At 38.2% G+C, this 25011-nt stretch carries 23 protein-coding genes; 8 read left to right on the top strand and 15 right to left on the bottom strand.

Going from position 1 to position 25011, the window contains the following annotated elements; genetic code table 11:
• The 3 genes from murB to KTJ10_RS07155 form a co-directional block, all read right to left on the bottom strand.
• Nucleotides 1–1035, bottom strand: a complete 1035-nt coding sequence (murB, locus tag KTJ10_RS07165; RefSeq protein ID WP_262441686.1) for a UDP-N-acetylmuramate dehydrogenase — start codon at nucleotides 1033–1035, stop codon at nucleotides 1–3.
• Between the two features lie 19 nt (nucleotides 1036–1054).
• Complete coding sequence (locus KTJ10_RS07160; RefSeq protein ID WP_057085672.1) at nucleotides 1055–1558, bottom strand: low molecular weight protein-tyrosine-phosphatase; 504 nt, start codon at nucleotides 1556–1558, stop codon at nucleotides 1055–1057.
• 332 nt (nucleotides 1559–1890) lie between these two features.
• A complete protein-coding gene (locus tag KTJ10_RS07155; protein ID WP_199977784.1) occupies nucleotides 1891–2118 on the bottom strand; it encodes a tautomerase family protein in 228 nt (75 codons plus the stop codon).
• Nucleotides 2119–2180: 62 nt separating this feature from the next.
• Between KTJ10_RS07155 and KTJ10_RS07150 the strand changes: the two genes are divergently transcribed.
• Nucleotides 2181–2648 carry a winged helix-turn-helix transcriptional regulator gene (locus KTJ10_RS07150; RefSeq protein WP_262441685.1) on the top strand — a complete coding sequence of 156 codons (468 nt, stop codon included), beginning with the start codon at nucleotides 2181–2183 and terminating at the stop codon, nucleotides 2646–2648.
• Nucleotides 2649–2828: 180 nt separating this feature from the next.
• On the opposite strand, the gene KTJ10_RS07145 is transcribed toward KTJ10_RS07150, so the two are convergent.
• Together KTJ10_RS07145 and KTJ10_RS07140 are read right to left on the bottom strand one after the other, a co-directional pair.
• Nucleotides 2829–3059 carry a hypothetical protein gene (locus tag KTJ10_RS07145; protein WP_005068773.1) on the bottom strand — a complete coding sequence of 77 codons (231 nt, stop codon included), beginning with the start codon at nucleotides 3057–3059 and terminating at the stop codon, nucleotides 2829–2831.
• 449 nt (nucleotides 3060–3508) lie between these two features.
• On the bottom strand, nucleotides 3509–3820 hold the full coding sequence (locus tag KTJ10_RS07140; protein WP_262441684.1) for a YcgJ family protein: 312 nt from the start codon (nucleotides 3818–3820) through the stop codon (nucleotides 3509–3511).
• A 357-nt stretch (nucleotides 3821–4177) separates the two neighbouring features.
• Between KTJ10_RS07140 and KTJ10_RS07135 the strand changes: the two genes are divergently transcribed.
• Together KTJ10_RS07135 and KTJ10_RS07130 are read left to right on the top strand one after the other, a co-directional pair.
• Nucleotides 4178–5335 (top strand): iron-containing alcohol dehydrogenase, encoded by a 1158-nt coding sequence (locus tag KTJ10_RS07135; RefSeq protein ID WP_262441683.1) that lies wholly within the window; start codon nucleotides 4178–4180, stop codon nucleotides 5333–5335.
• The gene (locus tag KTJ10_RS07130; protein ID WP_262441682.1) at nucleotides 5335–5769 is read left to right on the top strand and encodes an acyl-CoA thioesterase; all 435 of its coding nucleotides are present in this window, start codon (nucleotides 5335–5337) and stop codon (nucleotides 5767–5769) included. Before KTJ10_RS07135 ends, KTJ10_RS07130 begins: the two co-directional genes overlap by 1 nt.
• 47 nt (nucleotides 5770–5816) lie before the next feature.
• Here KTJ10_RS07130 and KTJ10_RS07125 read toward each other — a convergent pair whose 3' ends face one another.
• The 5 genes from KTJ10_RS07125 to amvA all read right to left on the bottom strand — a co-directional run bounded on the left by KTJ10_RS07125 (nucleotide 5817) and on the right by amvA (nucleotide 14772).
• On the bottom strand, nucleotides 5817–8045 hold the full coding sequence (locus tag KTJ10_RS07125; protein ID WP_262441681.1) for a phosphocholine-specific phospholipase C: 2229 nt from the start codon (nucleotides 8043–8045) through the stop codon (nucleotides 5817–5819).
• 324 nt (nucleotides 8046–8369) lie between these two features.
• A complete protein-coding gene (locus tag KTJ10_RS07120) occupies nucleotides 8370–10475 on the bottom strand; it encodes a DNA polymerase III subunit gamma/tau (RefSeq protein WP_262441680.1) in 2106 nt (701 codons plus the stop codon).
• A 123-nt stretch (nucleotides 10476–10598) separates the two neighbouring features.
• Entirely contained in the window at nucleotides 10599–11231 is a 633-nt protein-coding gene (gene cpaB, locus KTJ10_RS07115) for a metalloprotease secretion chaperone CpaB (protein WP_130119962.1), read from the bottom strand.
• Nucleotides 11232–11253: 22 nt separating this feature from the next.
• Nucleotides 11254–13035: a metalloendopeptidase CpaA gene (cpaA, locus tag KTJ10_RS07110; protein WP_130119961.1), complete on the bottom strand. Its 1782-nt coding sequence runs from the start codon at nucleotides 13033–13035 to the stop codon at nucleotides 11254–11256.
• Nucleotides 13036–13293: 258 nt separating this feature from the next.
• Entirely contained in the window at nucleotides 13294–14772 is a 1479-nt protein-coding gene (gene amvA / locus KTJ10_RS07105) for a multidrug efflux MFS transporter AmvA (RefSeq protein WP_262441679.1), read from the bottom strand.
• A gap of 125 nt (nucleotides 14773–14897) precedes the next feature.
• Between amvA and KTJ10_RS07100 the strand changes: the two genes are divergently transcribed.
• A complete protein-coding gene (locus tag KTJ10_RS07100; RefSeq protein WP_262441678.1) occupies nucleotides 14898–15476 on the top strand; it encodes a TetR family transcriptional regulator in 579 nt (192 codons plus the stop codon).
• Between the two features lie 47 nt (nucleotides 15477–15523).
• On the opposite strand, the gene KTJ10_RS07095 is transcribed toward KTJ10_RS07100, so the two are convergent.
• The 3 genes from KTJ10_RS07095 to KTJ10_RS07085 all read right to left on the bottom strand — a co-directional run bounded on the left by KTJ10_RS07095 (nucleotide 15524) and on the right by KTJ10_RS07085 (nucleotide 19175).
• Entirely contained in the window at nucleotides 15524–16783 is a 1260-nt protein-coding gene (locus KTJ10_RS07095; RefSeq protein WP_262441677.1) for a serine hydrolase domain-containing protein, read from the bottom strand.
• 71 nt (nucleotides 16784–16854) lie between these two features.
• The gene (locus KTJ10_RS07090) at nucleotides 16855–17709 is read right to left on the bottom strand and encodes a MaoC/PaaZ C-terminal domain-containing protein (RefSeq protein WP_262441676.1); all 855 of its coding nucleotides are present in this window, start codon (nucleotides 17707–17709) and stop codon (nucleotides 16855–16857) included.
• Between the two features lie 74 nt (nucleotides 17710–17783).
• Nucleotides 17784–19175, bottom strand: coding sequence for a 3-oxoacyl-ACP reductase (locus KTJ10_RS07085; RefSeq protein ID WP_016145715.1), 1392 nt, complete (start codon nucleotides 19173–19175; stop codon nucleotides 17784–17786).
• A gap of 235 nt (nucleotides 19176–19410) precedes the next feature.
• Between KTJ10_RS07085 and KTJ10_RS07080 the strand changes: the two genes are divergently transcribed.
• A complete protein-coding gene (locus KTJ10_RS07080) occupies nucleotides 19411–20979 on the top strand; it encodes an acetyl-CoA C-acetyltransferase (protein WP_199112799.1) in 1569 nt (522 codons plus the stop codon).
• A gap of 67 nt (nucleotides 20980–21046) precedes the next feature.
• Here the strand turns inward: KTJ10_RS07080 and aceI are convergent, their stop codons facing one another.
• The gene (aceI, locus tag KTJ10_RS07075) at nucleotides 21047–21481 is read right to left on the bottom strand and encodes a chlorhexidine efflux PACE transporter AceI (protein WP_262441675.1); all 435 of its coding nucleotides are present in this window, start codon (nucleotides 21479–21481) and stop codon (nucleotides 21047–21049) included.
• A gap of 90 nt (nucleotides 21482–21571) precedes the next feature.
• Here aceI and KTJ10_RS07070 point away from each other — a divergent pair, with 90 nt between their 5' ends.
• The 3 genes from KTJ10_RS07070 (at nucleotide 21572) to leuE (ending at nucleotide 24309) form a co-directional block, all read left to right on the top strand.
• The gene (locus KTJ10_RS07070) at nucleotides 21572–22465 is read left to right on the top strand and encodes a LysR family transcriptional regulator (RefSeq protein ID WP_199112801.1); all 894 of its coding nucleotides are present in this window, start codon (nucleotides 21572–21574) and stop codon (nucleotides 22463–22465) included.
• Nucleotides 22466–22595: 130 nt separating this feature from the next.
• Complete coding sequence (tal, locus tag KTJ10_RS07065) at nucleotides 22596–23585, top strand: transaldolase (RefSeq protein ID WP_017387331.1); 990 nt, start codon at nucleotides 22596–22598, stop codon at nucleotides 23583–23585.
• A gap of 73 nt (nucleotides 23586–23658) precedes the next feature.
• Complete coding sequence (gene leuE, locus KTJ10_RS07060) at nucleotides 23659–24309, top strand: leucine efflux protein LeuE (protein ID WP_075384140.1); 651 nt, start codon at nucleotides 23659–23661, stop codon at nucleotides 24307–24309.
• A 51-nt stretch (nucleotides 24310–24360) separates the two neighbouring features.
• Here leuE and KTJ10_RS07055 read toward each other — a convergent pair whose 3' ends face one another.
• Complete coding sequence (locus KTJ10_RS07055) at nucleotides 24361–24834, bottom strand: Lrp/AsnC family transcriptional regulator (RefSeq protein WP_033847389.1); 474 nt, start codon at nucleotides 24832–24834, stop codon at nucleotides 24361–24363.
• Nucleotides 24835–25011 lie beyond the last annotated feature (177 nt).

Below are 25011 nucleotides of genomic sequence, written 5' to 3'. Positions count from 1 at the left end.
CTATTCCGTATGATTTTCAATTAAACCTAAACTGTTATAAAGCACAGGCTCTGGTTCTAACATAATATGGAAAAGCTGATCAACATCATGTTGTACAGCCTGATAAGTTTTCCTTACATCAGCTAGAGATGCATTGGCATAATTCACCAGAACTAATGCCTGTTTATGGAACATCCCTACCATATCGAGTTGCTTCCCTTTCCAACCCGCCTGATCAATTAACCATCCTGCTGCAATTTTAACGTTTCCGTTAGCTTGAGGATAATGTGGAATTGTTGAGAATTGTGTGATTAAACGTTCAAACTCTTGAGGTTTAACAATCGGATTTTTAAAGAAACTCCCGACATTTGGATATTCTTTTGGATCAGGGAGTTTACTTTGGCGGATATGGATGACCTGATTTTGTAAATTTTCGGCAGTCTGATTGTCTCCAACTGCTTGTTTCAAATCGCCGTAGTTTAGTTTTAAGTGCGGCTGTTTAAGCAATTTAAAAGTGACATGCGTGATAATGTAACGGTTCGGATCATCTTTAAAAATACTATGGCGGTAAGCAAAATGGCAGTCAGCCGCTAAAATTGTCTGAGTTTGCTTCAATTTACGGTCATACACTTGTACTGACTCAATAAACTCGCCTACCTCTACCCCATACGCCCCAATGTTTTGTACGGGTGAAGCACCGACTAAGCCTGGAATAAGGGCTAAATTTTGCAAACCAAACCAGTTCTGTTCAGTGCTGTATAAAACAAAATCATGCCAGACTTGGCCTGCGCCTACTTTAACTCGCACAAAATCATGATCGTTTGATAAAACTTCAATTCCCTGAATATCAAGATGAATCACCAAAGCATTGATCTGCTGCGGCAATAGCATATTACTACCGCCCGATAGTACAAGTACGTTTAACTGATGCTGCTCAGCAAACTCTAAAGCTGCTTCAATATCTTGAATATTGCCAACTTTAGTATAGTGAGAAACAGTTGCATCTAAACTTAAAGTATTGAATGGCTTAAGCTGTACTTGATTCTGAATTTGCATTGTATTGAAAAACCTATTCTTAAACATTCAATTGTTTTTTTAAAATATTAACCCACGCCAAACTACTGGACTCACATTGATTGAGTACACGTTCAAAACCATCAGCACCGCCATAATAAGGATCAGGCAACGCTTGTTGTGGATATTCAGGATCATGCTCACTCATTAAAGCTACTTTTGCACGAATTTGGTCTGCGCCAAATTGAGAAACGGCTCTTTGCAACACGTCATGAATATCTTCAAAATTTTGATGATCCATTGCCAAAATCAAATCAAACTCTAAAAAGTCTTGGGTTGAAAGTTGTCTTGCACGTAAAGATGATAGGTCATAGCCTCTTTTCTGAGCATGCAACTGACTACGCTGATCTGGCGATTTATTTGGATGATAATTACTCGTTCCAGCTGAATCGACAATGACATTGAGTTGATGTGCGTCACAATAATGTCTGAAAACCACCTCAGCCGTGGGAGAACGGCAAATATTTCCTAAACAGACACATAACACCTTATATTGTGTTTCCATTAGAAATTACTTCCAAACATTTGAATTACATAAAAATAAACAGGATCATGCACAATCTTAACAGACTATAAGTTTGTGAGAACCGAATTGACCATTGTGACTTGTTGCATTTTGTCAAAACTCACTTGGGTTGAAAAGGAAAATAATGTTTATCAATAGATTAAAAGTTGATAAATCAGGCGATAAATTAGCTAATCTTGTATTTTTTGCAGTAATTAAATAAAGCTATCCAAAGAGTGTTCTTTTGATTGCAACCTAAAGTTCATTAGACTGGATAAATTAAAAAAATGTCTATTAAATAAAAATAAAGCCCTAATTTATAGGGCTTTACATCACTTAGATGCGGTGATTAATTCTATCATTTCCTTCGTAGGCCTTAAGCTACCTAGTTGCCAATGCTCAGGAGGATGTTCGTCAATTCTGACCCATACATGTTCTCGAAAAGCAGGATTTCCCTTTCCTTCAATTTCTACAAATAAATCTGTTATTCGCTTAAAAAGCTCAGCCTTACTATCTTTATCTAGTAAACCTTCTATAGTTTGTATATTTATAAATGGCATAATGCTACCTGAATTAATGCTAGGTCTAAATTATAGACTCATACTAATTGGAGCTCCCTCTGATGTCAAATCAAATTATTCCGGATCAAAAATTTCCAGTAGATGTATGCGGGATCTTTAAAATTACAGAAATATTGAATGACAGATGGACGATCCTCTTGTTAAGAGAAGCCTTCTATGGGGTAACAAAATTTAATGATTTTCTAGAAAATACAGGTATATCAAAGCAAATTTTATCTAATCGTCTAAAGCACCTCATCCAATTAGAAATATTTGAACTGTCAATTTATAAAGACGTTGGTGTGAGAGAGCGTAAAGAATACTTACTTACTAAAAAAGGTAAAAGTCTAAATATTGTTTTACTCGCCATGCTTGAATCTGGCGCTAATTTTATTGAAGCTGGTAAAGATGTGGTGAAAGTTTTTAATAAGAGTACTGATGATGAACTTAAATTAAAACTTGTTGATTCTTTTAACCAAGTTATAGATTTTAAGAATTTGGAACTTAAGCTCATTCATTGCAAAAAATAAATTTTTATAACTTAGCTACACTGATCATAAAGTCCTCAGCATACTTTTATAAAGAAATAAAAAAGCCTACTCTTTCAAGTAGGCTTTCCCCTTATGACTTTTGCGCTGATCATTAAGGTTTATTGTTGTTTAAAGCAACGGAAGGATCTTACAGAAATACTTAAGAATAAAAAAGCTTATTTACTTAACTGAATGTAAGTATTCATAGGCTCCTTTTTCATTACTTTCCAACTTAATGACTGCATCTGTTTCATCATTTAGTGTCAGGTTAAATACTTTTTCACCATCATATGAAATTTGATGCCCCATTCGAAACTCTGAATCAAGTGACTCAAGAATAATAAAATTTCCTTCGTTGTTAGAAGCAATATAGTAAGTGTTGTTCCGATGAACATATCTAATTGTGTACATCACTATTTAAATTCCACCTCAAAAATTATGTTTTTTCTTAATGATAAAAAGATCCTTTTTACCTTCTCAATCAGAAAAGGTTCTAGTGAAAAAAGGCATCTAACTGTAAAACTGGAAATATATATGCAGTCATATTTCCAACTTTATGATTGGATAACGCCTATACCTCTCAATATAAATAAAATTTAAAAACACATTAATTCAATAATTTAAAAGCTAAGAATCCCTTTAAAATATGTGCATTCAAAAAAACTAAACTCTCCCTTATTAATTGTTTACCCCGATAATTCAGCATTTTTATGCTTATACTATTAAATTGATATTACAGAAATACTTAATAATAAAAAACCCCGCCATTAGTCGATAGTTAGCGGGGGCTTTTGCGATTTAATTTTACTTTTATAGACTCATCTATCAGAGATATTTACCTCATTTCTGCAATAGAAAAATTATTTATTTTTAAAAAGCTTATCTGTCATAGTTCTATCAATTTTACTGCGATGCCCATTCTCAAAGTAGCGATCAACATGGCATAGTTTTGTTTTAGTATCACAGAACACACCATTTGAGAGCGTAAACGCGGATGTATCAAAATCACCTTGAGAGAATGCTTTATTCGCTTTATAAGTGCCTAAGTATTTAGCTGTAAGCTTTTTAGATACACCTTTTTTGTCAGCACAAATATATTTATCACAAATTACGCCCTTTTTCGGCGAATAGATGCTAGAGCTAGTTTTCGCCATTGCTGCCGAGCTAACCATGAAGCAAGCACATCCAACAACACTGAGTAAAATTTTAGAAATTTTCACTTTTTAGAACCGAATAAAATTATAAATTGTTAAAGTATTATATAAATTAGAAGTTTGTTAGAAAATCTGTAGAACCCTATAAATAACAAAAAGCCCACCTTTCAAACAGAGTTTTAATATCTTGACGGCCTTACTTACATTTCGAATCCTACAATCTAAAGAAGTTTATTTTGCACAGCACGAAGCATCAAGGAAAACATAATCACTTCAGAACTACTTTATTTTGAGGTGTCTTATGCTAAGTTATTTGAAGATCGAATCTTGTAGAACCATTCAACAATAATGTTCAAAAAAAAGGAAATAATGTATATGAGCCATTTTCAATTTCAAACCGTTCCAAATATCATCTCTGGCTTAGGCTCTATACAAGAATTACAAAATGTTTTGTCGTCAAAAGCTTACCGTAAGTTATTGCTAGTCACCGATGCAGGCATGGTTAAAAATCAATTACACCGTCCCATTCTTCAAATTTTAGATAACCTCAATATTGAATATGTCATCTATGCCGATGTGCAAGCTGATCCGCCTGAACAAGTAGTACTAAATGCAGCCAATTATGCAAAACAACAAAATGTTGATGCCATTATTGGTTTTGGTGGTGGTAGTTCTCTAGATGTTGCAAAAGTTATTGCTTTACTCGCACACCCTAACCAAACCCAAAGTTTGCAAGAGATGTACGGCGTGAATCAGGTCACTACAGCTCGTCTTCCGCTTATTTTAATTCCAACAACAGCCGGAACAGGCTCAGAAGTAACACCTATCTCGATTGTCACCACAGGTGAAACGACAAAGATGGGGATTGTCTCTCCAGTACTGTACGCCGACACTGCAATTCTTGATGCTACTTTTACTCAAAATCTTCCATCACATATTACCGCCGCCACAGGTATTGATGCGATGGTCCATGCTATTGAGGCATATACCTCTAAACATAAAAAAAATATTTATACGGATATTTTAGCCAAGCATGCTTTAAAGTTGTTAAATCATAACTTACCGAAAGTTCTTAAAGATGGTAACGATTTAGAAGCACGTCAAAACATGCTTTTTGGTTCAATGCTCGCGGGTCAAGCCTTTGCAAACTCGCCAGTTGCCGCGGTGCATGCTTTAGCTTACCCACTAGGTGGTCATTTTCATTTGTCGCACGGACATACTAATGCCTTGGTGCTGGTTGAAGTATTAAAGTTTAATGCACCAAATGCAAAAAAATACTATGCAGAGCTTATGCAATGGCTTGATCCATATAGTAATGGCAGCACCGATGGTTTATGCGATCTGTTTATTGACCATATGCAGAATCATTTAGACCGTAGTGGTTTGACTTTAAGACTTAGTGATTTGGGTATTGAAGAGTCTAGCTTACCAAGGCTTGCTCAAGATGCCATGTTGCAAACCCGTTTACTACAAAATAACCCACGAGACATGACAGAAGCCGCTGCTTTGGCAATTTATCAGGCGATTCATTAATGACTAAACCAGTTTTAAAAACCCGTAATCAATTTAAGTTCTTTTTAGACATCCAAACTCGCTGGGCAGATAACGATATTTATGGTCATGTTAACAATGTGACTTACTATAGCTACTTCGATACAGCCGCCAATGCTTTGCTTATTCAAAAAACAGGTTTTGATATTCATGAAGCAAAATCAATTGGCTTAGTGGTTGATTCAGCGTGTAGCTTTTTTCAAGAGTTATCATTTCCAGAAATTATTCAGGTGGGTGTGGCGATTGGTAAAATCGGTACGACTTCACTACGTTATGAATTGGCAATCTTTAAACAAGGTCAAGATCAAGCCTCAGCTCAAGGACATTTTGTACATGTGTTTGTTGATCGCGAAACACGTAAGACTGTGCCAATTTCTGAGTCAGTTCGTGAAGCTTTAAAAAGTTATTTATTATAAAAAATGGGGCAAAAAGAAAATGATCTTTTCTTTTTGCCCACCTAAACTTACATCATTGCAGGATCACTAAAGGAGTCTTCACCCGTTTCGACTCGACCAGCAAAACGTCGGTAATAATATGGATCACTCTGACTGGTGATTTCAAAATCATACCAATGCCCTACATCAGCCAAAGCCCAATGTTGCTTAACAATCTGTCCCGCTTTTACGGTAATTTGTAACGGCGCATCTTGTCGATAGGCACAAGGTTTTACCGTCAAAACTGCATCTTTGGTTCCTTCATTCATGAGTTCGACATAAACATCACCGTTTGCAATGTCATAGCACACTCGAATTTCGGGTTTAATACCACTATCGAGAATACGTTGAGTATCCCCTTTGAAATGGCGATGGTAACCATTAGGGCCAAGTACCCATAGGTCATAACGGCCTAAGTTATCGTTTAAAGCATCCCATTCATCATCTAGAGTTTTATTCGGCTCGACAATATAACGCTTTGGAATACGGTCTAAATTGAGCTTGTCATATACATGAAAAACCGCTGCTTGCTGACCTGTATTAGAGAAAATCAATTGTACTTTGCCATTGGCTTTACAGCGTGCACTGGTATGCAACTCGTAAGGTAGCGCACGCGAAAGACGTATACCACTTTGCTGGATCGGTAACTTTACATCCGTAGGTACAGGAACAGCTGGCAGAGTTTCTTGATTTTCTCTTAGTGTATCTGCCTGCAAACGTGTTTGTTTACCATTCAGTTGAGGTAAAACATCTGCATTTGGTGTTTTAAAGTTAAATGCACTGGTTAAATCGCCACATACTGCGCGGCGGTATGGACTGATATTCGGCTCTTTCACACCGAAACGTTTTTCTAAAAACATGAGCACGGAAGTATGGTCAAAAACTTGCGAGTTCACCCAACCACCACGACTCCATGGAGAAATCACATATAACGGAACACGAGGACCTGGACCATAAACGCGTCCATCAGGTGTAGGCTGAGAATGGCTTCCTTCAGGTGCAGCATGATCGAAATATTCGTCCTGCATATCGGCACTACTTAATGTCGATTTACCTGCGTACTGGCCGTTTTTAAGTCGAGATGGCGCTGACGGTGATGGTACATGGTCAAAGTAACCATCATTTTCATCGAAATTGATAATAAGTGCTGTTTTACTCCAAACCTCTGGCACGGCTGTTAAAGCATCAATAATTTCTTGAATAAACCATGCCCCTTGAACTGGGCTTGAAGGGTCTGGATGTTCGCAATAAATCGATGGCGCGTTAATCCAAGAGACTTGAGATAACTTCCCTTCACGAATGTCGCGTTTAAAAGCGTCAAGATATTCTTCTGGTTTATTGCCCGGTAGCGTATTTGCAATGCCCTTATATAATGGATTTTTGGCATTATCCGTTTCAGCATCATAGGCTTTATACGGTAGTTTTTGACCCGTATCCGCATACGGTTTATTCGGTTCGCCGCCACTTGCAACCGGATAACCAGATGCAATGTTGGCCTTTCTAAATGAACGAAATGCCCCAAGCATGTTATCGCCCCATTCATCCGGCATATTTTGATAACAAATCCAACTTACTCCAGCTTCTTCTAAGCGCTCAGCGTAAGTCTTCCATGTATAACCCCGGTCTGCCGTCGCTGGGTTACCATCAATCCAGTCCCACTCATTGTTTACAAATGAACGTTTGGTCGGTGTTGCACCATTAGTACCCGTTAAATGATAAGAACGGTTTGCATCTGTTCCAGTGTGCATAGAGCAATGGTAGGCATCACAAATCGTAAAAGCATTCGCAAGTGCAAACTGATATGGAATTTCTTTTTCTTTAAAATAACCCATAGATATATCAGTTTTATGGGCTGGCCAGTTCGCCATACGCCCATTGTCCCAAGCCAGCTGACTGTCATCCCATGTGTGAGGCGTACCCTCTGCACGCTGTGCATTATTGGCTGTACCATCTAAGTGAAAAGGCGTTAGAACTTGCCCATTACTTCTAAGCTGCTCCCAAACACGGCGACCACTTGGCAAAGGAATCGTAAAACGATCAGCAAACCCTCGAACGCCTTTTAATGTTCCGAAGTAATGGTCAAAAGATCGGTTTTCCTGCATTAAAATAATAACGTGTTCAACATCCTGAATGGTTCCAGTTTTATTATTTGCAGGAATTGCTAAAGCTTTTTGAATACTAGATGGGAACACTGCCAATGCCGCAGCACCAAAACCCATATTTAAAGAGTAATTTAAAAATTTACGACGTGTAATCATGATTAGGTTCTTTTTATTATTTAAGCTTATGGAGCACAGCGCATTACAGGTTTTTTCCCTGTATCTGGTGTATTTGAATTATCATTTGCCGAGTCGTTACAACCACTCAGCAGAATCGCGCCGATTAATAAAAAATATGAATATTTAAAGGAAGTTATTCCTGAGCATTGCCTTTTCATTGCTATGTACAATCCATTTAAAATCTAAAATGGCTAACATAGAAAAGTACAATGACAGTGACATGACCCAAATATTTCAATCCAGTGAAAAATATGAAAATTCTATTATTTTCATATTCTGCACCAGATCAAAACTCAGTTAAATTTAAGGCTTTAATTGAATATTTTGTAGTTCGCCATCAAAGGTCTCTATAAGACTCTTAATAACTGGCTGTTGCTGTAACAGCTCGGCTGCTCGGTGAAAGGCTTTTTCTTTACGCGCACTTTGAATGGTATAGGGTGTAGATGTATTCAAAGCACCATATTCAACTGTAAATTGAGTATTCGGCCATTGCTCATTTAATGCATCAATAAGGCCTTGCTGCAATTGGGTCAGCATATTTTCATATTCTTGAGGAATATGGAAAATAGTATTGCCGCCAATTTCACCGGTCATTACACCATGTTGCGCAAGTTCTTGGACGGCTGGTGAAAGCTGGCTGTTTCTAAACCAGTATTCCCATTTTTCAAGTGTCCACTCACCTTCTAAAACTTGAGGAGCCAGCTTCAAGATATCTTGAGGCATCAACTGACCGTTATCAGCTGCACTAGGCTCTTTTACAACGGCAACTGTTTCTGTTTGAACCATTACTTCGGCTTGTACAAATGACTGTTGTTCAACAACAGGTTCAGAAGACAAATCAGGAGTTATAGGCGCATCTTGATCAAGGGAAAATTCAGCGCTAGATGTCTCAAACAAACCTTGAGGCTCAGCAGAAAAAGCTGGTTCTGGTTCAATTTGTTTTGCTTGGGTTTCTGCCTGAGCTTGTACTAAATTTTGTTCTGGTACCGGAATGAAATCTTCTTCCAGAACACTAACAGTCTCTTGAACAACTGCTGACTCAAGCCCAATCAACTCATGATGATTTGGGTCAAATACCATTAAATCCTGATTAGACTGAGGTTCAGGTTCAGGTTCAGGTTCAGGTTCAGGTTCAGGTTCAGGTTCAGGTTCAGGTTCAGGTTCAGGTTCAGGTTCAACCATAGCTGGCTGGTTAATAACTTCAACAGGTTGAACCGTATTTACTGGAGTAATCTCTTGGACCGTTGGCTGAGCTTGTGAATTTAGACCTACTTCTGCTTGTCCATTTTGTTGAACAGGCTCTGACACCACAATTTCATTTGGTGCTAAAGGACGGAACGCCAACAAACGTAAAACACACATTTCAAAACCTTGCTCTTGCGTCACGGCAAGTTGCAAGTCTGAACGACCTTTACATGCGATTTGGTAATATAGCTGTAAATCTTGAGCAGAAATCAACTTAGACAGTTGCATGATCTTGCGATTGATTTCATCGCTATATTTCAAACTCAAATCAGGTAGATATTGCAAAATTGCCAATTCATGCAATGTCGAAATGAGCTGGTCAAGCACAAGTGAAACGTCTAACGCCTGATGTCTAAATTGCAATAAAAGCTGACTAACTTTCTCACGTTGATTTTGATGAATCACTAAAATCAAATCATAAATGATCGTACGGTCGATTAGACCAAGCATTTCTTTAACATCTTGGTGATGTACAGAACCCTGCCCGTAAGCAATGGCTTGATCAGTTAAAGATAATGCATCACGCAGTGAACCTTGGGCAGATTCAGCAATTTGCCAAATTGCATCTTGATCAGCATTAATTTGCTCTTTTTCAAGAATAGCGCCAAGATGCTTTGTAATTTCATCAACGGCTAAAGGTCGTAGAGTAAATTGCAAACAACGTGAAATGACTGTAATCGGTAGCTTTTGTGGATCAGTCGTAGCAAACAGAAACTTAACGTGTTCCGGTGGTTCTTCTAGTGTTTTTAATAACGCATTAAAAGAATGCGTCGATAGCATATGTACTTCGTCAATCAGATAAACTTTAAAACGACCTTGCGTTGGCGCATAAGGAACGTTGTCTAAAAGTTCACGTGTATCTTCTACTTTTGTTCTTGAAGCAGCATCAATTTCGATCAGGTCAATAAAACGCCCTTCGTTTACTGCTTTACAGGTTGCACAGACTTCACATGGAGTAGAAGTCACACCCGTTTCGCAGTTCAAACACTTGGCTAAAATACGTGCAATTGTAGTTTTACCTACACCACGCGTTCCTGTAAATAAATAAGCATGGTGAAGACGACCGCGTTCCAATGCACTGCTTAATGCACGAGAAACGTGGTTTTGCCCCACTAACTCATTGAAATTACGTGGACGGTATTTTCTAGCAAGTACTTGATACATGTATGCTCCTTGTTACAGGCATAAGCATACTTTGTTTTTAAAAGAGTGTGAACGCATAAAGCTCATATCCGTACAGATAAACTGCGAACTGGCTTCTTTTCTCTACCAGAGCCGTTTATTTGTCTAAGGATGATCATGGTGTAACTCCTGATCTGTAACACCCTCATCCATCGTTTGCACGAGCCCCACACCATCCTTAATTTCAGCCGAATAATTCCCCTTCTCGGTAAAAATTTGCATGATTGTATAGTGGTCTTTTTGACTTTGAGTAATGGTAAAGAAATTTTGATTCGGATCGCCCTGATCAAATTTACCGGTCCACCGAACAATATCTTGGTCAACAGGTTCGATCTCTACAATTTTACCCGTGCGATTAATGCCATATTCCAACATTTGAAACTTAACAGTGTCACCCACTTTTTTAAGCTCAATCACATTTGGATCATATTTAATGACCATACCTTCTGCATTTTTAATTAGTGGAAAATTAACATTAGAAGGTAGTTGATCCTTTTCTATTTCATTAAAAATAATCTGTTGCTGAGACAATCTTTCTTTTTCGGACGGACTCAAATTCAGTATATTTTGACGAGCCAATTCATTCTGATTATCTGCCAGTTTTTGCCCAGTCCCTTGCCCATTTTCTGAAGACGACGTTAAAGCAGAAGAGCTTTGCTGTGAAAAGGCAAACCAGATTAAAACTGCTAACGCCACACAAGCGATAGCAGTTCCTATTAACAATTTATTTTTCTTCATTATTTAGAGCTAAAAATAGAAATTAGTTATATAGAGAAATTTTCAGTGCATTCAGGTTAATAACACTGACCGCATCAATTTTTCCTTCTACACCTAAACGTACACCATATTTCGGGTTGTATAGATATGGACTCGAATAGAAATTAATATTATTGCCACCCATTGCAGTACTTCCTAACGGATGGGCAAAACCTGAGCCAATATTAGTTGAACCATTATGGTACAGACCAAGATTGTGCCCGACTTCATGACGCATGGCCGCGAAAGAACAACCTGCAATATCATTTGCGCCAATCATGTTATATGCAGAAGCATTAATCCAAGCCCAACCACAACCGCCATCACCTGGTTCATTACCTTGATAATAGACACCGTCTGCCAATACACGTTTTCGCTCATTTTGTACCGTCGTGTCATCTCGTCCAATAGAGATTGCTTCTTTTAACGTGGCAGCAGGAATTTTGTAAGTTAGGTAACCTACATCTCTTAAGTAAAAACGCGCATTCGAATTTTCAGCAGTTAAATTCGTTAAATTTACGCCTTCAATCATTCTAAGTTTTGCAGCGCTTTCTCCTAAAATTGAGTTTACCTCTGGGCTAGAAACCAACAACATATCAATTGTATAACTATCTACTGTCCAGCCTTGAGCGGTGTAAATAAAACGGCGATTTTCACCATTTTTAATTGCAGTAGACAAGCCATTAGCGGCATTAATATAGGTGTCTGCCGATGCATTAGACACAATAACAACTTTATCGCCGACTTGAGCTTTAGCAGGTAGCTGCAAGGTCGGCTGCCAATTTGATGTAGACAGTTTCACCTTTAAAGTGGGCTGAGTCATATTCGGTAAAGTTGCAGGGATTGTTGCTGTAGAATCAATCACCTTTGTTGGTGAAGAGATCAGCTGCCAATATCCTTTGTCACTTACATACATAAACTCATATTGATCACCTGTTTTAAGCGTTAAAGTCGCTTGGCTATTAATATTGGTATTATTAATTTTTGCAGACCAAGTCGCTGTAGACTTGATAATAATTCTATCCCTATCACTTGCAGTGGTCGGCAAAGTGAAATTGGAAACCCAATTTCCATCTCCAAATGAAACTTCGGTAAGTGGACTATTTACTGCCGCTAAAGATGTTCCAATTTGCTGAACATTTCGCTTCTGTGGTTTTATATATTCTGGAACCCATTTTCCTAAAGCAGAATAATATTTAAACCAATATTCAGAGCCATTTTTTAATATAAAACTGCTCGGGAATAGTAAGTTTGTTTTATCGATGTCCGAGCTTGTACTTGCTGTAGAAACAACTTGTACGGTTGTTCCATCACGTACGTCACTCGGTAAAGCAATGGTTTGTGCCCATTTGTCATTTTGAATGATTACTTTTTGCATAGATGCAGTTGTTAATGGAACGACTTCATAGGTCGCACCATTAGTAGGACTCACAGTCGCTAACTGAGCGATCCATTTATTTTGACTGCTATTAAAGATGAATTGATAAACATCTCCACTATTTATCTTTAATACTTCTAACGGAATATTGGTATTAGAAGTATCTAAATAACTACTATAAGCAGCACTAGAACGAATTGTAATTTTGTCCAAATTATTAGCGCTTGTTGGTAAAGTAAGGTTTTTGACCCAATTCCCATTTGCTAGATTAAATTCTAAATCTGAATAACCGGATGGAATTGATCCACTATTATTATTCTGATTTGGTGAAAGTACAGTTGCGGCATATACAAGTGAAGATGCAACAATTGCTCCAATAATGAGTGATGTTTTTAATTTAAAATTCACAGCAGCCTCTTTTATTTGTTTTTAGATTTTTCGAATAGCAGGTTAGCAAACCATTTTTACGCAGTCAATTTCACAACAATTAATTTTTTATTAAATTTCAATTACATGACTACTGAATCATTTTGAAATAAAAATATGAACCTTTTTAAAGAATAGTTTGTTTATGAGAATTAAATAACCAATTTTTAATATGTAGAAAATATTAAAAAGATATTTAAGGATAAAAAGAAAGGTAGTCTCTCTTTTTATCCTTTAGTTTTAATTTACTTTCTTTGGAAAGCTAAACCAGACAAATACAGTTAAAAGGAAGAAACAAATAGCTGAGACAGTAAGCACCCAACTATGCGCATAGCTAAAAGCTTGCTGCGCAACTGCAATTAATTGCCCTCCTAAAGGATTTTCAAGGTTAGAGGCTAATTGCATGGTTTCACCAATCGAGATACTCGCTTTTTCAATTAAGTTTGACGGAAGCTCGGCTGGCAAAACAATTGAGCGGCTATAAAACCAAGATAACATTAACCCAAATATAGCAACGCCCAAACCAGCCCCAAGCTCATAAGCCATCCCTTCAATAGCACCTGCTGCACTCGCCTTTTGCGGAGGTACAGATGACATAATCGCAGCAGTTGAAGCAAGTAAGGCAATTTCAATGCTAAATCCTAAAAAGACCATACATGTCCATGCTAAAAAGTGATCGGTCGAAAAGTTAAGCTGGGCAAGCCCCCAGAGACTGAATCCACTTATTAAAATACCAACAGTAGATACAAGTCTAAGCCCCCATTTATTTAAACAAATTCCGGCTAATGGACCACCTAAACTAATCGCAATCATGAATGGAATTATAAACATGGCTGCCTGTAATGGTGAAAACCCATGTACAAACTGCAACTCTTGAGACAAGAGTAATTCAAAGCCAACCAAAGCAATCATGGAAACAACAGCCATAACAATGCTGGTAGAAATCACTGGATGTTTAAATAACTCTAGATCAATCATTGGCGTCGTAGCTCTTTTTTGGCTTCGAATGAAGTGGATTAAAGTACTTATGCCTACCACAAACATCACGACTGTAAGTACCGAGAAGTTGTACATCGCCGATTTGATTGAATAGATCAGGCTTAAAATGGCTACAACCAAGATTAAAGCTTGTCCTAAATTAATTGGCTGATCAGTCTTCTCTTGTTGTTTAGGAATGATCATTACAATCATAACCAGAACCACTAAAATAATCGGGATATTGATGAGGAATACAGCTCCCCAATGGAAGTGTTCCAACACAAACCCACCCACTAATGGACCAAAAGCTGCTCCGCCACCACCCACTGTAGACCAAAGACCAAGTGCAAAATTTCTCTGCTTTTCTTCGGTAAAGGCATTACGGATGCCGGATAAAGTGGCAGGAATAAGCATGGCTGCCCCTAGCCCTAAGACAGCACGAGAAGCAATTAAGGCATAGGCAGTTGGAGAAAAAGCCGCAGCTAACGAACCAACACCAAAAACTGCGGTTCCAATAAATAATAATTTTTTAAAGCCGATACGATCACCGAGTGCACCCATCGGTAAAATCAAACCCGCCATAATCAGTGAATAAATATCAATGACCCATAAAAGCTGATTGGCAGTTAAATTCAATGCTGCACTTAAAGATGGTGTTGCAACATGCATCACCGTTGCATCAATCGTAACGGGTAAATAAATAAGGACGATAATTGTCAGGATTAACCATTTTTTTTGCATAACGCTCTTCAATATCCAAAACTTGGACATGTGTTCAAATCATGGTTATTATATACACAATTGGACACTTGTCCAACTTTTAGTTTTAATGTAATTTGTGTCGAATTCAGTCAGGTGAAAGAAACATGGCCTATCTTAATCGCGATCAACGCAGAGAAATGATTCTGCAAGCTGCCATGCAAGTTGCTTTGGCTGAAGGTTTTACTGCCATGACGGTACGTAGAATCGCAACGGAGGCACAAACCTCAACCGGACAAGTTCATCACCATTTCTCTTCGGCATCTCATTTAAAAGCTGAAGCTTTTTTACAGCTGATGGAACAGCTTGATGAAATTGAAAAAACCCTAGAAACAACTAGCCAATTTCAAAGGCTATTCATCTTATTAGGCGCAGAAAACATCGATAGACTTCAGCCCTACTTACGTTTATGGAATGAAGCTGAACTCTTGATTGAACAAGATGTTGAAATACGAAAGGCTTATAACCTTGCTATGCAGAATTGGCATCAAACGATTGTGCAAGCGATTGAGTGTGGTCAGAAAGAAGGCGAACTTAAAAACAGATCAAATTCCACAGACATTGCATGGCGACTCATTGCCTTTGTTTGTGGCTTAGAAGGTATTTATAAACTTGGTTTACAAGGTTTAGCTGAGGAAGATTTCAAACGCCATACCGAAGCGATTATTCGCCTAGAATTGTTATAAATGTATAAGCTGGCATTGATTAGAATGCCAGCTTTAAAATACTAAAATTAGAACCAGCCTTTACGACCTTTTAAAATTTGATCGGTACAACGTAAGGCTTCTTGAGTCAGGCCCCACAAACGATAATCGCCTGTGATTGAACCAATTTGGAAGTTATGAGTATAGGCAAAACTCAGGTCGCGCTCAGGGTCACACCATGCGCCTGAACCATTGTAACCAATGTGTCCAAAGCCATTTTTAGCGCGTTTACCCATAGTAATAATACGGTGATAGCCTAAACGCCAATTCATCGGAATTGGCATAACACGATCACGTGCATAACTTTGAATGGTACTAAGCTCTTTAAATACTTCTGGGCGAATGATTTGCTGTCCGTCCCATTCACCTTGATTTGCCAGCATCGCATAAATTTTAGCAAGACTATTTGCAGTAAATGTGCCGTTTGCTGCTGGAATGACTGCTTGCAACCCCTCGTCACTAAAGAAACTAAGATGTTTCATTCCTTTTGGAATCATTGCATCTTGAAAATCTTGAGGGTCTTGTCCAGTCCAAGTAATCATTTTTTCAGAGAGTGAGCTCTTGCGCTTCTGTGGCTTTTTAGGTTTTTCAACTTGAGTAGACGCTGGTTTTTCTGGTTTTGGTTGAATTATTAAACGTGCTACACGTTCCAACTCATTTGCAGGCGTTCCAAAATATGCTCCATCTAACTGTAACGGTTCAACAAGATAATTGCGCATGAGTTGATCTAAAGATTGACCAGTTGCTTTTTCAAGTACACCACCCACAAGCCAACCAAATGTTAAAGCTTGATAAGCATTACCCTCTCCTGCAAGGAATCTTGGCTTAGTCGCCGCGACCACATCTAACATATGTGACCAGTCGAGCATTTCTCGCGCACTTTCGATGATATTTCGCACATCAAACATGCCGCTTTGATGGCTTAGCACATGACGCAATGTCATTTGCTCTTTTCCATTTTGAGCAAACTCAGGCCAATAAGTCGAAATTGGTTTGTCGTATTCTAAAAAACCTTCACTTACTAAAATATGCGCTAAAGTTGCAAGTATGCCCTTACCTGTAGAATAGCAAACTGCCAATGTATCAGGTTGCCAAGCTTCAGTTTGTGATTTTAGACCGGTGTAGATATCTACAACTTTCTGACCTCTAAAATAAACCGCTAAAGCAGCTCCACCTTGTCCCGTTCTAGCATCTTGAAGACGGCTAAACTGGTGTGCTAAATCAATAAAACGTTCATCCAAAATACCATGATAGTTATGGGTATCGGCCAGTAAAATCTCTTTAATCACATGAAGTTCCTTGCATTTTTTGTTATTTTGCTCAAAAGCAGCCCAAACCTCTGTTCAGGCTGCTGATATTTTTATAACGCTTTTACAGTTCCTGCAACATGCGGTTTTTGTGATTTGGCATTACGAATCAAGAAATCAGTCTTTTTATCTGTATTGGCAGTTAAAAACTCAACTTTTGATGGCAAGAACATTGGCAGCTTAAACCACACATCTGCTTCATAAGCATCTGGTAATTCAAGGTTTGCTAATGCTTTAGCTTTGCTCCACATACCATGCGCAATGGCTTGCTTAAAGCCAAATGCTTTTGCAGTAATGGCATGAATGTGAATTAAATTAAAATCACCAGACACTTTCGCATAACGGCGACCTGTGTTTTCTAAAATATTCCACTCTGCCTTTGGAACATAAGCTGGTGCTTGTTCTTCTTTGGCTTTCTCACCTACTCTTTTCTCGACTTTTTGGCGAGATAAATAAGTCGTTAAACCTTCCATCACCACTTCACTGCCAACTTTTGCCGTGGTAATAAAGTCAAACTGAACACCTTTATCATGCGGTTTTAGTTCCCCAAATTTACATGACAGAGTGAGTTTTTCAGTTACACCAATTGGTCTGGTTTGTTTAATCTGGTTACGGATATGCACTAAACCTAAAATTGGAAATGGAAAGGCTTCTGCTGTCATCATGTGCATTTGCAAACTTTGAGAAAGCACCGCCAAATAAATTGCGGGTACAAAGCCATTATTTTGAAAGCCACATACTTCGTTATAAGCTTTGAGGTGATTCTGATCAATTTCTAAAGTATCTACCACATATTCAACTTGCGGTAATATTTTTGGACCTTTCGGCTTTTTAAAAATTAAACCTTGCACAACTTTTGGATAAGCCAATGCCGCTTTTGGTAGCTGGCTAAAATGACGAGTATTCATACCTAACCTTTTATAATTTATAGATTCTTGAATAAAAAAGGGATGCACAAGCACCCCTATTTAGCTAAAAGTGCTTAAGCGCCCAACAAGCTTTGACCACATACACGCACAACGTTGCCATTTACCCCTGTAGAAGCAGTTGATGCAAACCATGCAATCGTTTCTGCTACATCAACAGGTAAACCACCTTGTTGCATTGAGTTCATACGGCGACCAGCTTCGCGAATTGCAAATGGAATCGCAGCAGTCATTTGAGTCTCGATAAAACCAGGTGCTACTGCGTTAATGGTAATACCATTTTTTAAGATAGGCGCAGTAAATTTCACTAGACCAATCACACCAGCTTTTGACGCAGCATAGTTCGTTTGACCAAGGTTACCAGCAATACCACTAATTGATGATACACAAACAATACGGCCATTTGCATTTAGACCATCGTTTTCTAACAAGTAGTCATTTACACGTTCAGCAGCAGACAAGTTAATGTTAATTACCAAGTCCCAAAGCTCTGGCTTCATGTTTGCCAAAGTTTTGTCACGTGTAATACCTGCGTTATGAACAATAATATCTAACCCGCCTTGTTTTGCTGCAGCAGCTTTAATTTTTTCACCTGCATCGGCAGCTGTAATGTCAATTGCCAATGTAGAACCGCCAATGTCAGCAGCTACACGGTCAAGGTCAGCTTGTTGTTGTGGTACGTCTAGACAAATAACATGCGCACCATCACGTGCCAACACATGTGCAATTGCCTCACCAATACCTCGGCTTGCACCAGTTACTAACGCAGTTTTACCAGCAAGCGGTTTTGCCCAATCAACATCCACTACATCTGCTTTAGATACACGAATCACTTGACCAGATACATAAGCTGAACGTGGTGAAAGTAAGAAACGTAATGTTGATTCAAGGTTTGCAGCAGCACCTTCATCTACATAAACAACTTGAGCGGTAATACCCTTTTTAAATTCTTTACCTACAGATTTGATAAAGCCTTCAAGTGCACGCTGAGCAATCGCTTGTTTTACAGTTTTCGCAGTTTCAGGAGTTGTACCAATCACAATCACTCGACCAGAAGTCGCAACTTGACGTGCAATCGGGTTAAAGAATTTATAAAGTTCATTTAACTGTTCTGAGTTTTGAATACCAGATGCATCAAATACAACTGCTTTGAATTTTGATTCTTTATCGCCTGCATTGAATGGACGTAAATTTAAACCAACTTTTGCAGCTTCTTGTTGCAAAGCAACGTTATTGCCTACATAGCTATCTGCATGAACATTGCTAAGTACTTGTGCAATCGCACCAGACAATACACTTGACGGCGCTGCGCCAACCAATACTGCACCATTCACTACTGGCTGAGCACTTTCAAAACGCTCTAATACAACTGGCGATGGTAAACCCAGATTTTTAACAACGAATTTACCAATAGGAGATTGTGTAAATGCTTGGTATTGATCAGTCATGATTATTATCTCTCAAAGAAATGAATTTTCTACGACAGGCTTCATTATGTTATGAGATGGATAGAAACAATATGAAAGCAGTCGTTCATTAGAGTTACTCCAAATCATACTTGACTTCATCTTTGGATGTCTTGACCTGAATGCTATCTACAATGTCATTCTAGTCAATACAGGTCTATTTGAATTGTGTTAAGGTAGCTTACAAGAATATCGTTATTATGCTTGGAAAAGCCTTATGAGCAAAACAACTCAAGAAAATCCAGCAGTCGAGAATTCTGCTCAGGAAAAAGTGTCAAATACATCAAAGTCGGCTTCTAACACGGCTAAGCGTAACAGCACTACTCCTAAAGCAGCAACTAATACATCAAAAACGACACGTACTCGTTCAACGACTGCACCTGCACGTAGCCCTCGTACCAAGAGCGCTGCTTCAGAAACCTCGTCTACATCTTCAAATGTAGCTGCAGCACCAAAAGCAACAAAAACCAAAACTTCTGTTCAACAGGATAAAACCATGAGCCAAAACACTGTTCGCCGCGTTGCAATTATTGGTGGCAACCGTATTCCATTTGCACGTTCAAATACTGCTTATTTCAAAGCGTCAAATTCTGACATGCTGACAGCAGCATTGAATGGTTTGGTTGAACGCTTTAACTTACAAGGTAAGCGTATTGGTGAAGTCGTTGCTGGTGCTGTATTAAAACACAGCCGTGACTTTAATATGACTCGCGAAGTTGTATTGAGCACAGATCTTGCTCCTGAAACTCCTGCTTATGACATTCAAATTGCTTGTGGTACAGGTTTACAAGCAGCGTTTGTAGTTGCAAACAAAATTGCGCTTGGTCAAATCGATGTAGGTATTGCAGGTGGTGTAGACACAACTTCTGATGCACCAATCGCTGTAGGTGATGGTTTACGTAAAGTTTTACTTGAGCTCAATGTAGCTAAAACAGGTAAAGACCGCCTTAAAGCTTTAACAAAAATTGATTTTAAGAAGCTTCTTGATGCACCAAGCAACGGTGAACCGCGTACTGGCCTTTCAATGGGTGAGCACCAAGCAATCACTGCTTTAGAATGGGGTATCACTCGCGAAGCACAAGACGAGCTAGCTGCAAGCAGCCATCAAAAACTTGCTGCTGCTTATGAGCGTGGTTTCTTTGATGACTTAATGACTCCATTCTTAGGTCTTAACCGTGACAACAACTTACGTCCTGACAGTACAGTTGAAAAACTTGCTAAATTAAAACCAGTTTTCGGTAAAGGCGAAACTGCAACAATGACAGCAGGTAACTCAACTCCGTTAACTGACGGTGCTTCTGTTGTATTGCTTGCTTCTGAAGAATGGGCAAAAGAAAACGGTCATGAAGTTTTAGCTTATCTTTCTTTCTCTGAAACAGCAGCTGTTGACTTTATTGGTAAGAGCGGCCCTAAAGAAGGTTTGTTAATGGCTCCTGCTTATGCAGTACCTCGTATGCTTAAGCGTGCTAACCTTAAACTTCAAGATTTCGATTTCTACGAAATTCATGAAGCATTCGCATCTCAAGTGTTATCTACTTTGAAAGCTTGGGAAGATGAAAAATTCTGTAAAGAACGTCTTGGTTTAGACGCACCTTTGGGTTCAATTGACCGCTCTAAACTAAACGTAAATGGTTCATCTTTAGGTGCAGGCCATCCATTTGCTGCAACTGGTGGTCGTATCTTAGCAACTGCTGCTAAATTGATTAATGAAAAAGGTTCAGGCCGTGCATTAATCTCTATCTGTACAGCAGGTGGTGAAGGTGTGGTTGCGATTGTAGAAAAATAATTTCTATTTATCGACCTAATAAAATAAGCACCCATTTGGGTGCTTATTTTCATTTCAGTATATTGGCTTAATGAAGTGATGCAGCTTTTGCATCTGGGAAAAATTTATCTTCAATATGGTCATAGCACCACTGGAAAATAAAGGTATAAACCAAAATACATAAAGTTAAGCCAATGTCTAAAATAAATGCATCAATGACACTCATCTGGAGCATATAGGCAATCATCGGTACTGTTGCAAGCAACAACCCACCTTCAAAACCAATCGCATGTAAAATCCGTACAGGGATCGTTCTTTCCCAATTATATTTATGCTCTACTTTTTCAAAATAGTGGTTAAAAATCATGTTCCAGAAAACTGAAACCACTGCCATAAACACACCGAGTATTCCTGTTACTTCCATCGGCATATCAAAAATAAAACTTAATGCAATCGCAATGATGACCAATAAAATTCCTTCATAACTGATTGCATGAATGAGTCTTCTCTTGGAAATCAACATTTTTAAATACTCAATAATAACTTGGATAATGTGCATTTTATTTTTATAATATTGATTAATCCAATCAGGTTCTTTCAGTTTTTTTGACAGATGAACATTAATCAAGAACAACTACTCATGTTTCAAGCCGTGATTGAGACCGGCTCTTTTTCTGCAGCAGCCCGTAAACTTGGCAAAGTTCCTTCGGCTGTCAGCATGTCTATTGCCAACTTAGAAATTGATTTGGACTTAACTTTATTTGACCGTAAAGGCCGCGAACCTATCCCTACTGATGAAGCACGGGTTTTATATGAAAAGACCTCTCAGCTTTTGATTGAGATGAATCAATGGAAACAGCATGCTCACGCCTTAAGTACAGGGTTAGAAGCTAATTTAACTATTGTGATTGTGTCTGAACTTTTACATACCAATTGGACCGACTATATTTGTCTTTTAGAGAGTCGTTTCCCTGACCTACAAATTAATATTGTGTCTGCTCCACAAGAAGATGCTCTGCAAATGTTATTAGATGGGTCTGCACAACTTGCACTGATGTTTGAACGTGAGCATCTAGATAACAGAGAACAATTTGTAGAGCTTAAACGTGAGGCTTTAATTCCAGTTATTTCAAATAGCCATCCTCTCGCAAGCCAAAATCAGGTTTCTTATGAGCAGATTCTCACTACACGACAAATAGTAGTTGCAAGCCGAGATGAGACTTTAAAACCAGAATTATTATTTTCAAAACACTATTGGCGCACCGACAACCACCACTCTGCTTGTTTAATGATCTTGCGCAATTTAGGTTGGGGTGTACTTCCTCAAGAAATGTTTAAAGAAAATCCTGAATTAAAAAATAAACTTAAGGTATTGGATTTATTAGATTTCACTCCCCGATTTGAATATTATGTCGACTTGGTATGGAGTCGAGAAAGTGAACTCGGTGCCGCTGCTAGATTTTTGATTGAACATATCCGTAAGCAACGAATGCAACCACTACCTTAAAAATATTTCAAATTAGATGCAGAACCTAAACGTTTTTCTTTGAAATATAACAATTGATATATCGACAGCATGAATAGACTTTGTGCTATAAAGAAAAGATAAGATTTATTACCGAAGATGTTGAATATCAATGACTCATACAGCACTTGACCAATTAAAAACATTAACGACCGTTGTTGCCGACAGTAGTGACCTTGATGCAATTCGTAAATTCCGTCCATTAGACGCAACGACTAACCCTTCATTGATTACGGCAGCAGCAGAACAACCAGAAAGCAAAGAGCTGATTGAAGATGCTTATTATCAAGCCAAAGAAGAAGGCTATAGCAACGATGAGTTAATCGAAAGAACCATTGATATTTTAACTGTAAAATTTGGTGTAGAAATTTTAAAACTGATTGAAGGCCGTGTTTCTACAGAAGTTGATGCTGCACTTTCATATGATACTGAAGCGACCATTAAAAAAGCGCATGAATTATGTGAACTTTACAAAGGTTATGGTATTGATCAGTCACGTATTCTTATTAAAATTGCATCGACTTGGGAAGGTATTCAAGCTGCCAAAGTGCTCGAAGCTGAAGGGATTGCTTGTAACCTCACTCTCCTTTTCGGTTTACATCAAGCCCAAGCGTGTGCAGATGCAAAAGTGACTTTAATCTCACCATTTGTAGGTCGTATCTTAGACTGGTACAAAAAAGCTGAAGGTGTAGACGCTTACCCAATCGAAAAAGACCCAGGTGTGGTTTCAGTTAAGAAAATCTACACTTACTACAAGCAGCAAAACATTCCAACTCAAGTGATGGGTGCGAGCTTCCGTAGTATTGATCAAGTGCTTGGTCTAGCTGGATGTGATTTACTGACGATCTCGCCAAGCTTACTTACCCAGCTTGAGCAAGATACCCGTACAGTTGATGCGGCACTTGATGCATCTCAAGCAAAACAAGCAGAAGCCATTGTTAGACCAGCTCAAGATGAGCAAAGTTTTAAAGATGAACTTAACCATGACTTAATGGCATTCCAACTTTTACAAGGTGGTGTCGATGGCTTTATTAAAGCACGTGACCAATTAAGCCTTTTGTTACGTCAGTCTTTTGGAATTGATGCGGAAATAAAATCTTAAAAAACTGCACTTTTCATACAAAATTGCCGATTTTTGTTATCATGACAAAAATCGGTTTTTTATTGGGTTTCTCGTGTTCGGCATAACAGATTTAACAACATATATTATTGGTACATTCCTAATTGTGTTATTGCCCGGACCCAATTCTCTTTATGTGATGTCAATCGCTTCGCGCTACGGGATTAAAACCGGATATATGGGTGCATTCGGTATTTTCACCGGTGACCTTATTTTAATGCTATGTACAGTACTCGGAGCTGCTTCTCTACTTAAGGCATTCCCATGGGTATTTGTTATTCTTAAATTAACAGGTGCACTTTATCTTTCTTACTTAGGCTTTAAACTGTTACAAGGCAGTATTCAACGCTGGAAACAACTTAATCAACGTCAACCAGAAATGGCCGATTTACCCGCTTTAGATAAAATTCATCCTTATAAAACAGCACTCAGTATTAGTTTACTCAATCCTAAAGCAATTTTATTTTTCCTATCTTTCTTTGTTCAATTTGTTGAACCCGACTATGCCTACCCCGCTCTAAGCTTTTTAATTTTAGCAATTATTTTACAGATCATTAGCTTTAGTTATTTAACTGCATTAATCTTCTCTGGAATTAAACTCTCGGCATTTTTTAAAGAGAACCATAAAATTGCAGCAAGCGGAATCTTTTTAGTCGGAATTCTATTTTTCGGATTTGGTTTAAAACTAGCAACCTCTACAATTTAATTATTTTAATCTAATAACTTTTGCATTAGAAAGTTAAAACATAATGAACTGCTAAAAGTCCAGCATGCCATCTGTTTTAACTTCATTAAGTACAAAAAAAGTTCTGACTTGTCTTACTCCAGGTAAGGCAATAATCTTTTCACTATGAAATCGATTAAACGCTGCTAAATCTTTAACACGAATTTTTAGAAAATAATCGACTTCTCCCGCCACCAGATAACACTCTAAAACATTTTCCAAATCACCCGACGCTTGTTCAAATGCTTGAAAGCTGTCAGGAGTTGAACGGTCCAAAACTACACCAACTAACACCACAGTACCACGTTGAACCGTATTGGGATTGATCCGAGCACGAACATCCAAGATTGCTCCAATCTTAAAAAGACGCTGAGTATGATTCCAACAAGATGATGTACTAATACCTACTAGTTTTGCCAATTCAGCATTACTTAAACGCCCATTTTCCTGTAAGGCACGCATAATTTTCAGCTCTAATGGGGTCAAATTTTCAGCCTTATCATCCATAAAATAATATTCTTGATCCATTGTTATTTATGAAATAAATAATAGCATTATTTAATAATTTAAAAATATTATTTATTTTTTAACCCAAAAATAGAAAGCACCTTCTTAAAAAAAATTGTTAAATTCACCCCAACTGGAAGCAATGGCAGAAGCCTATTAATTTTTCTTGGATTTAGA

This window comes from Acinetobacter sp. WU_MDCI_Abxc222 (assembly GCF_025514755.1).
In the GTDB taxonomy this organism is placed as follows: Bacteria; Pseudomonadota; Gammaproteobacteria; order Pseudomonadales; family Moraxellaceae; genus Acinetobacter; species Acinetobacter geminorum.
Note: the sequence above shows the minus strand (reverse complement) of the source record. Positions and strands in the feature narration are given on the sequence as shown.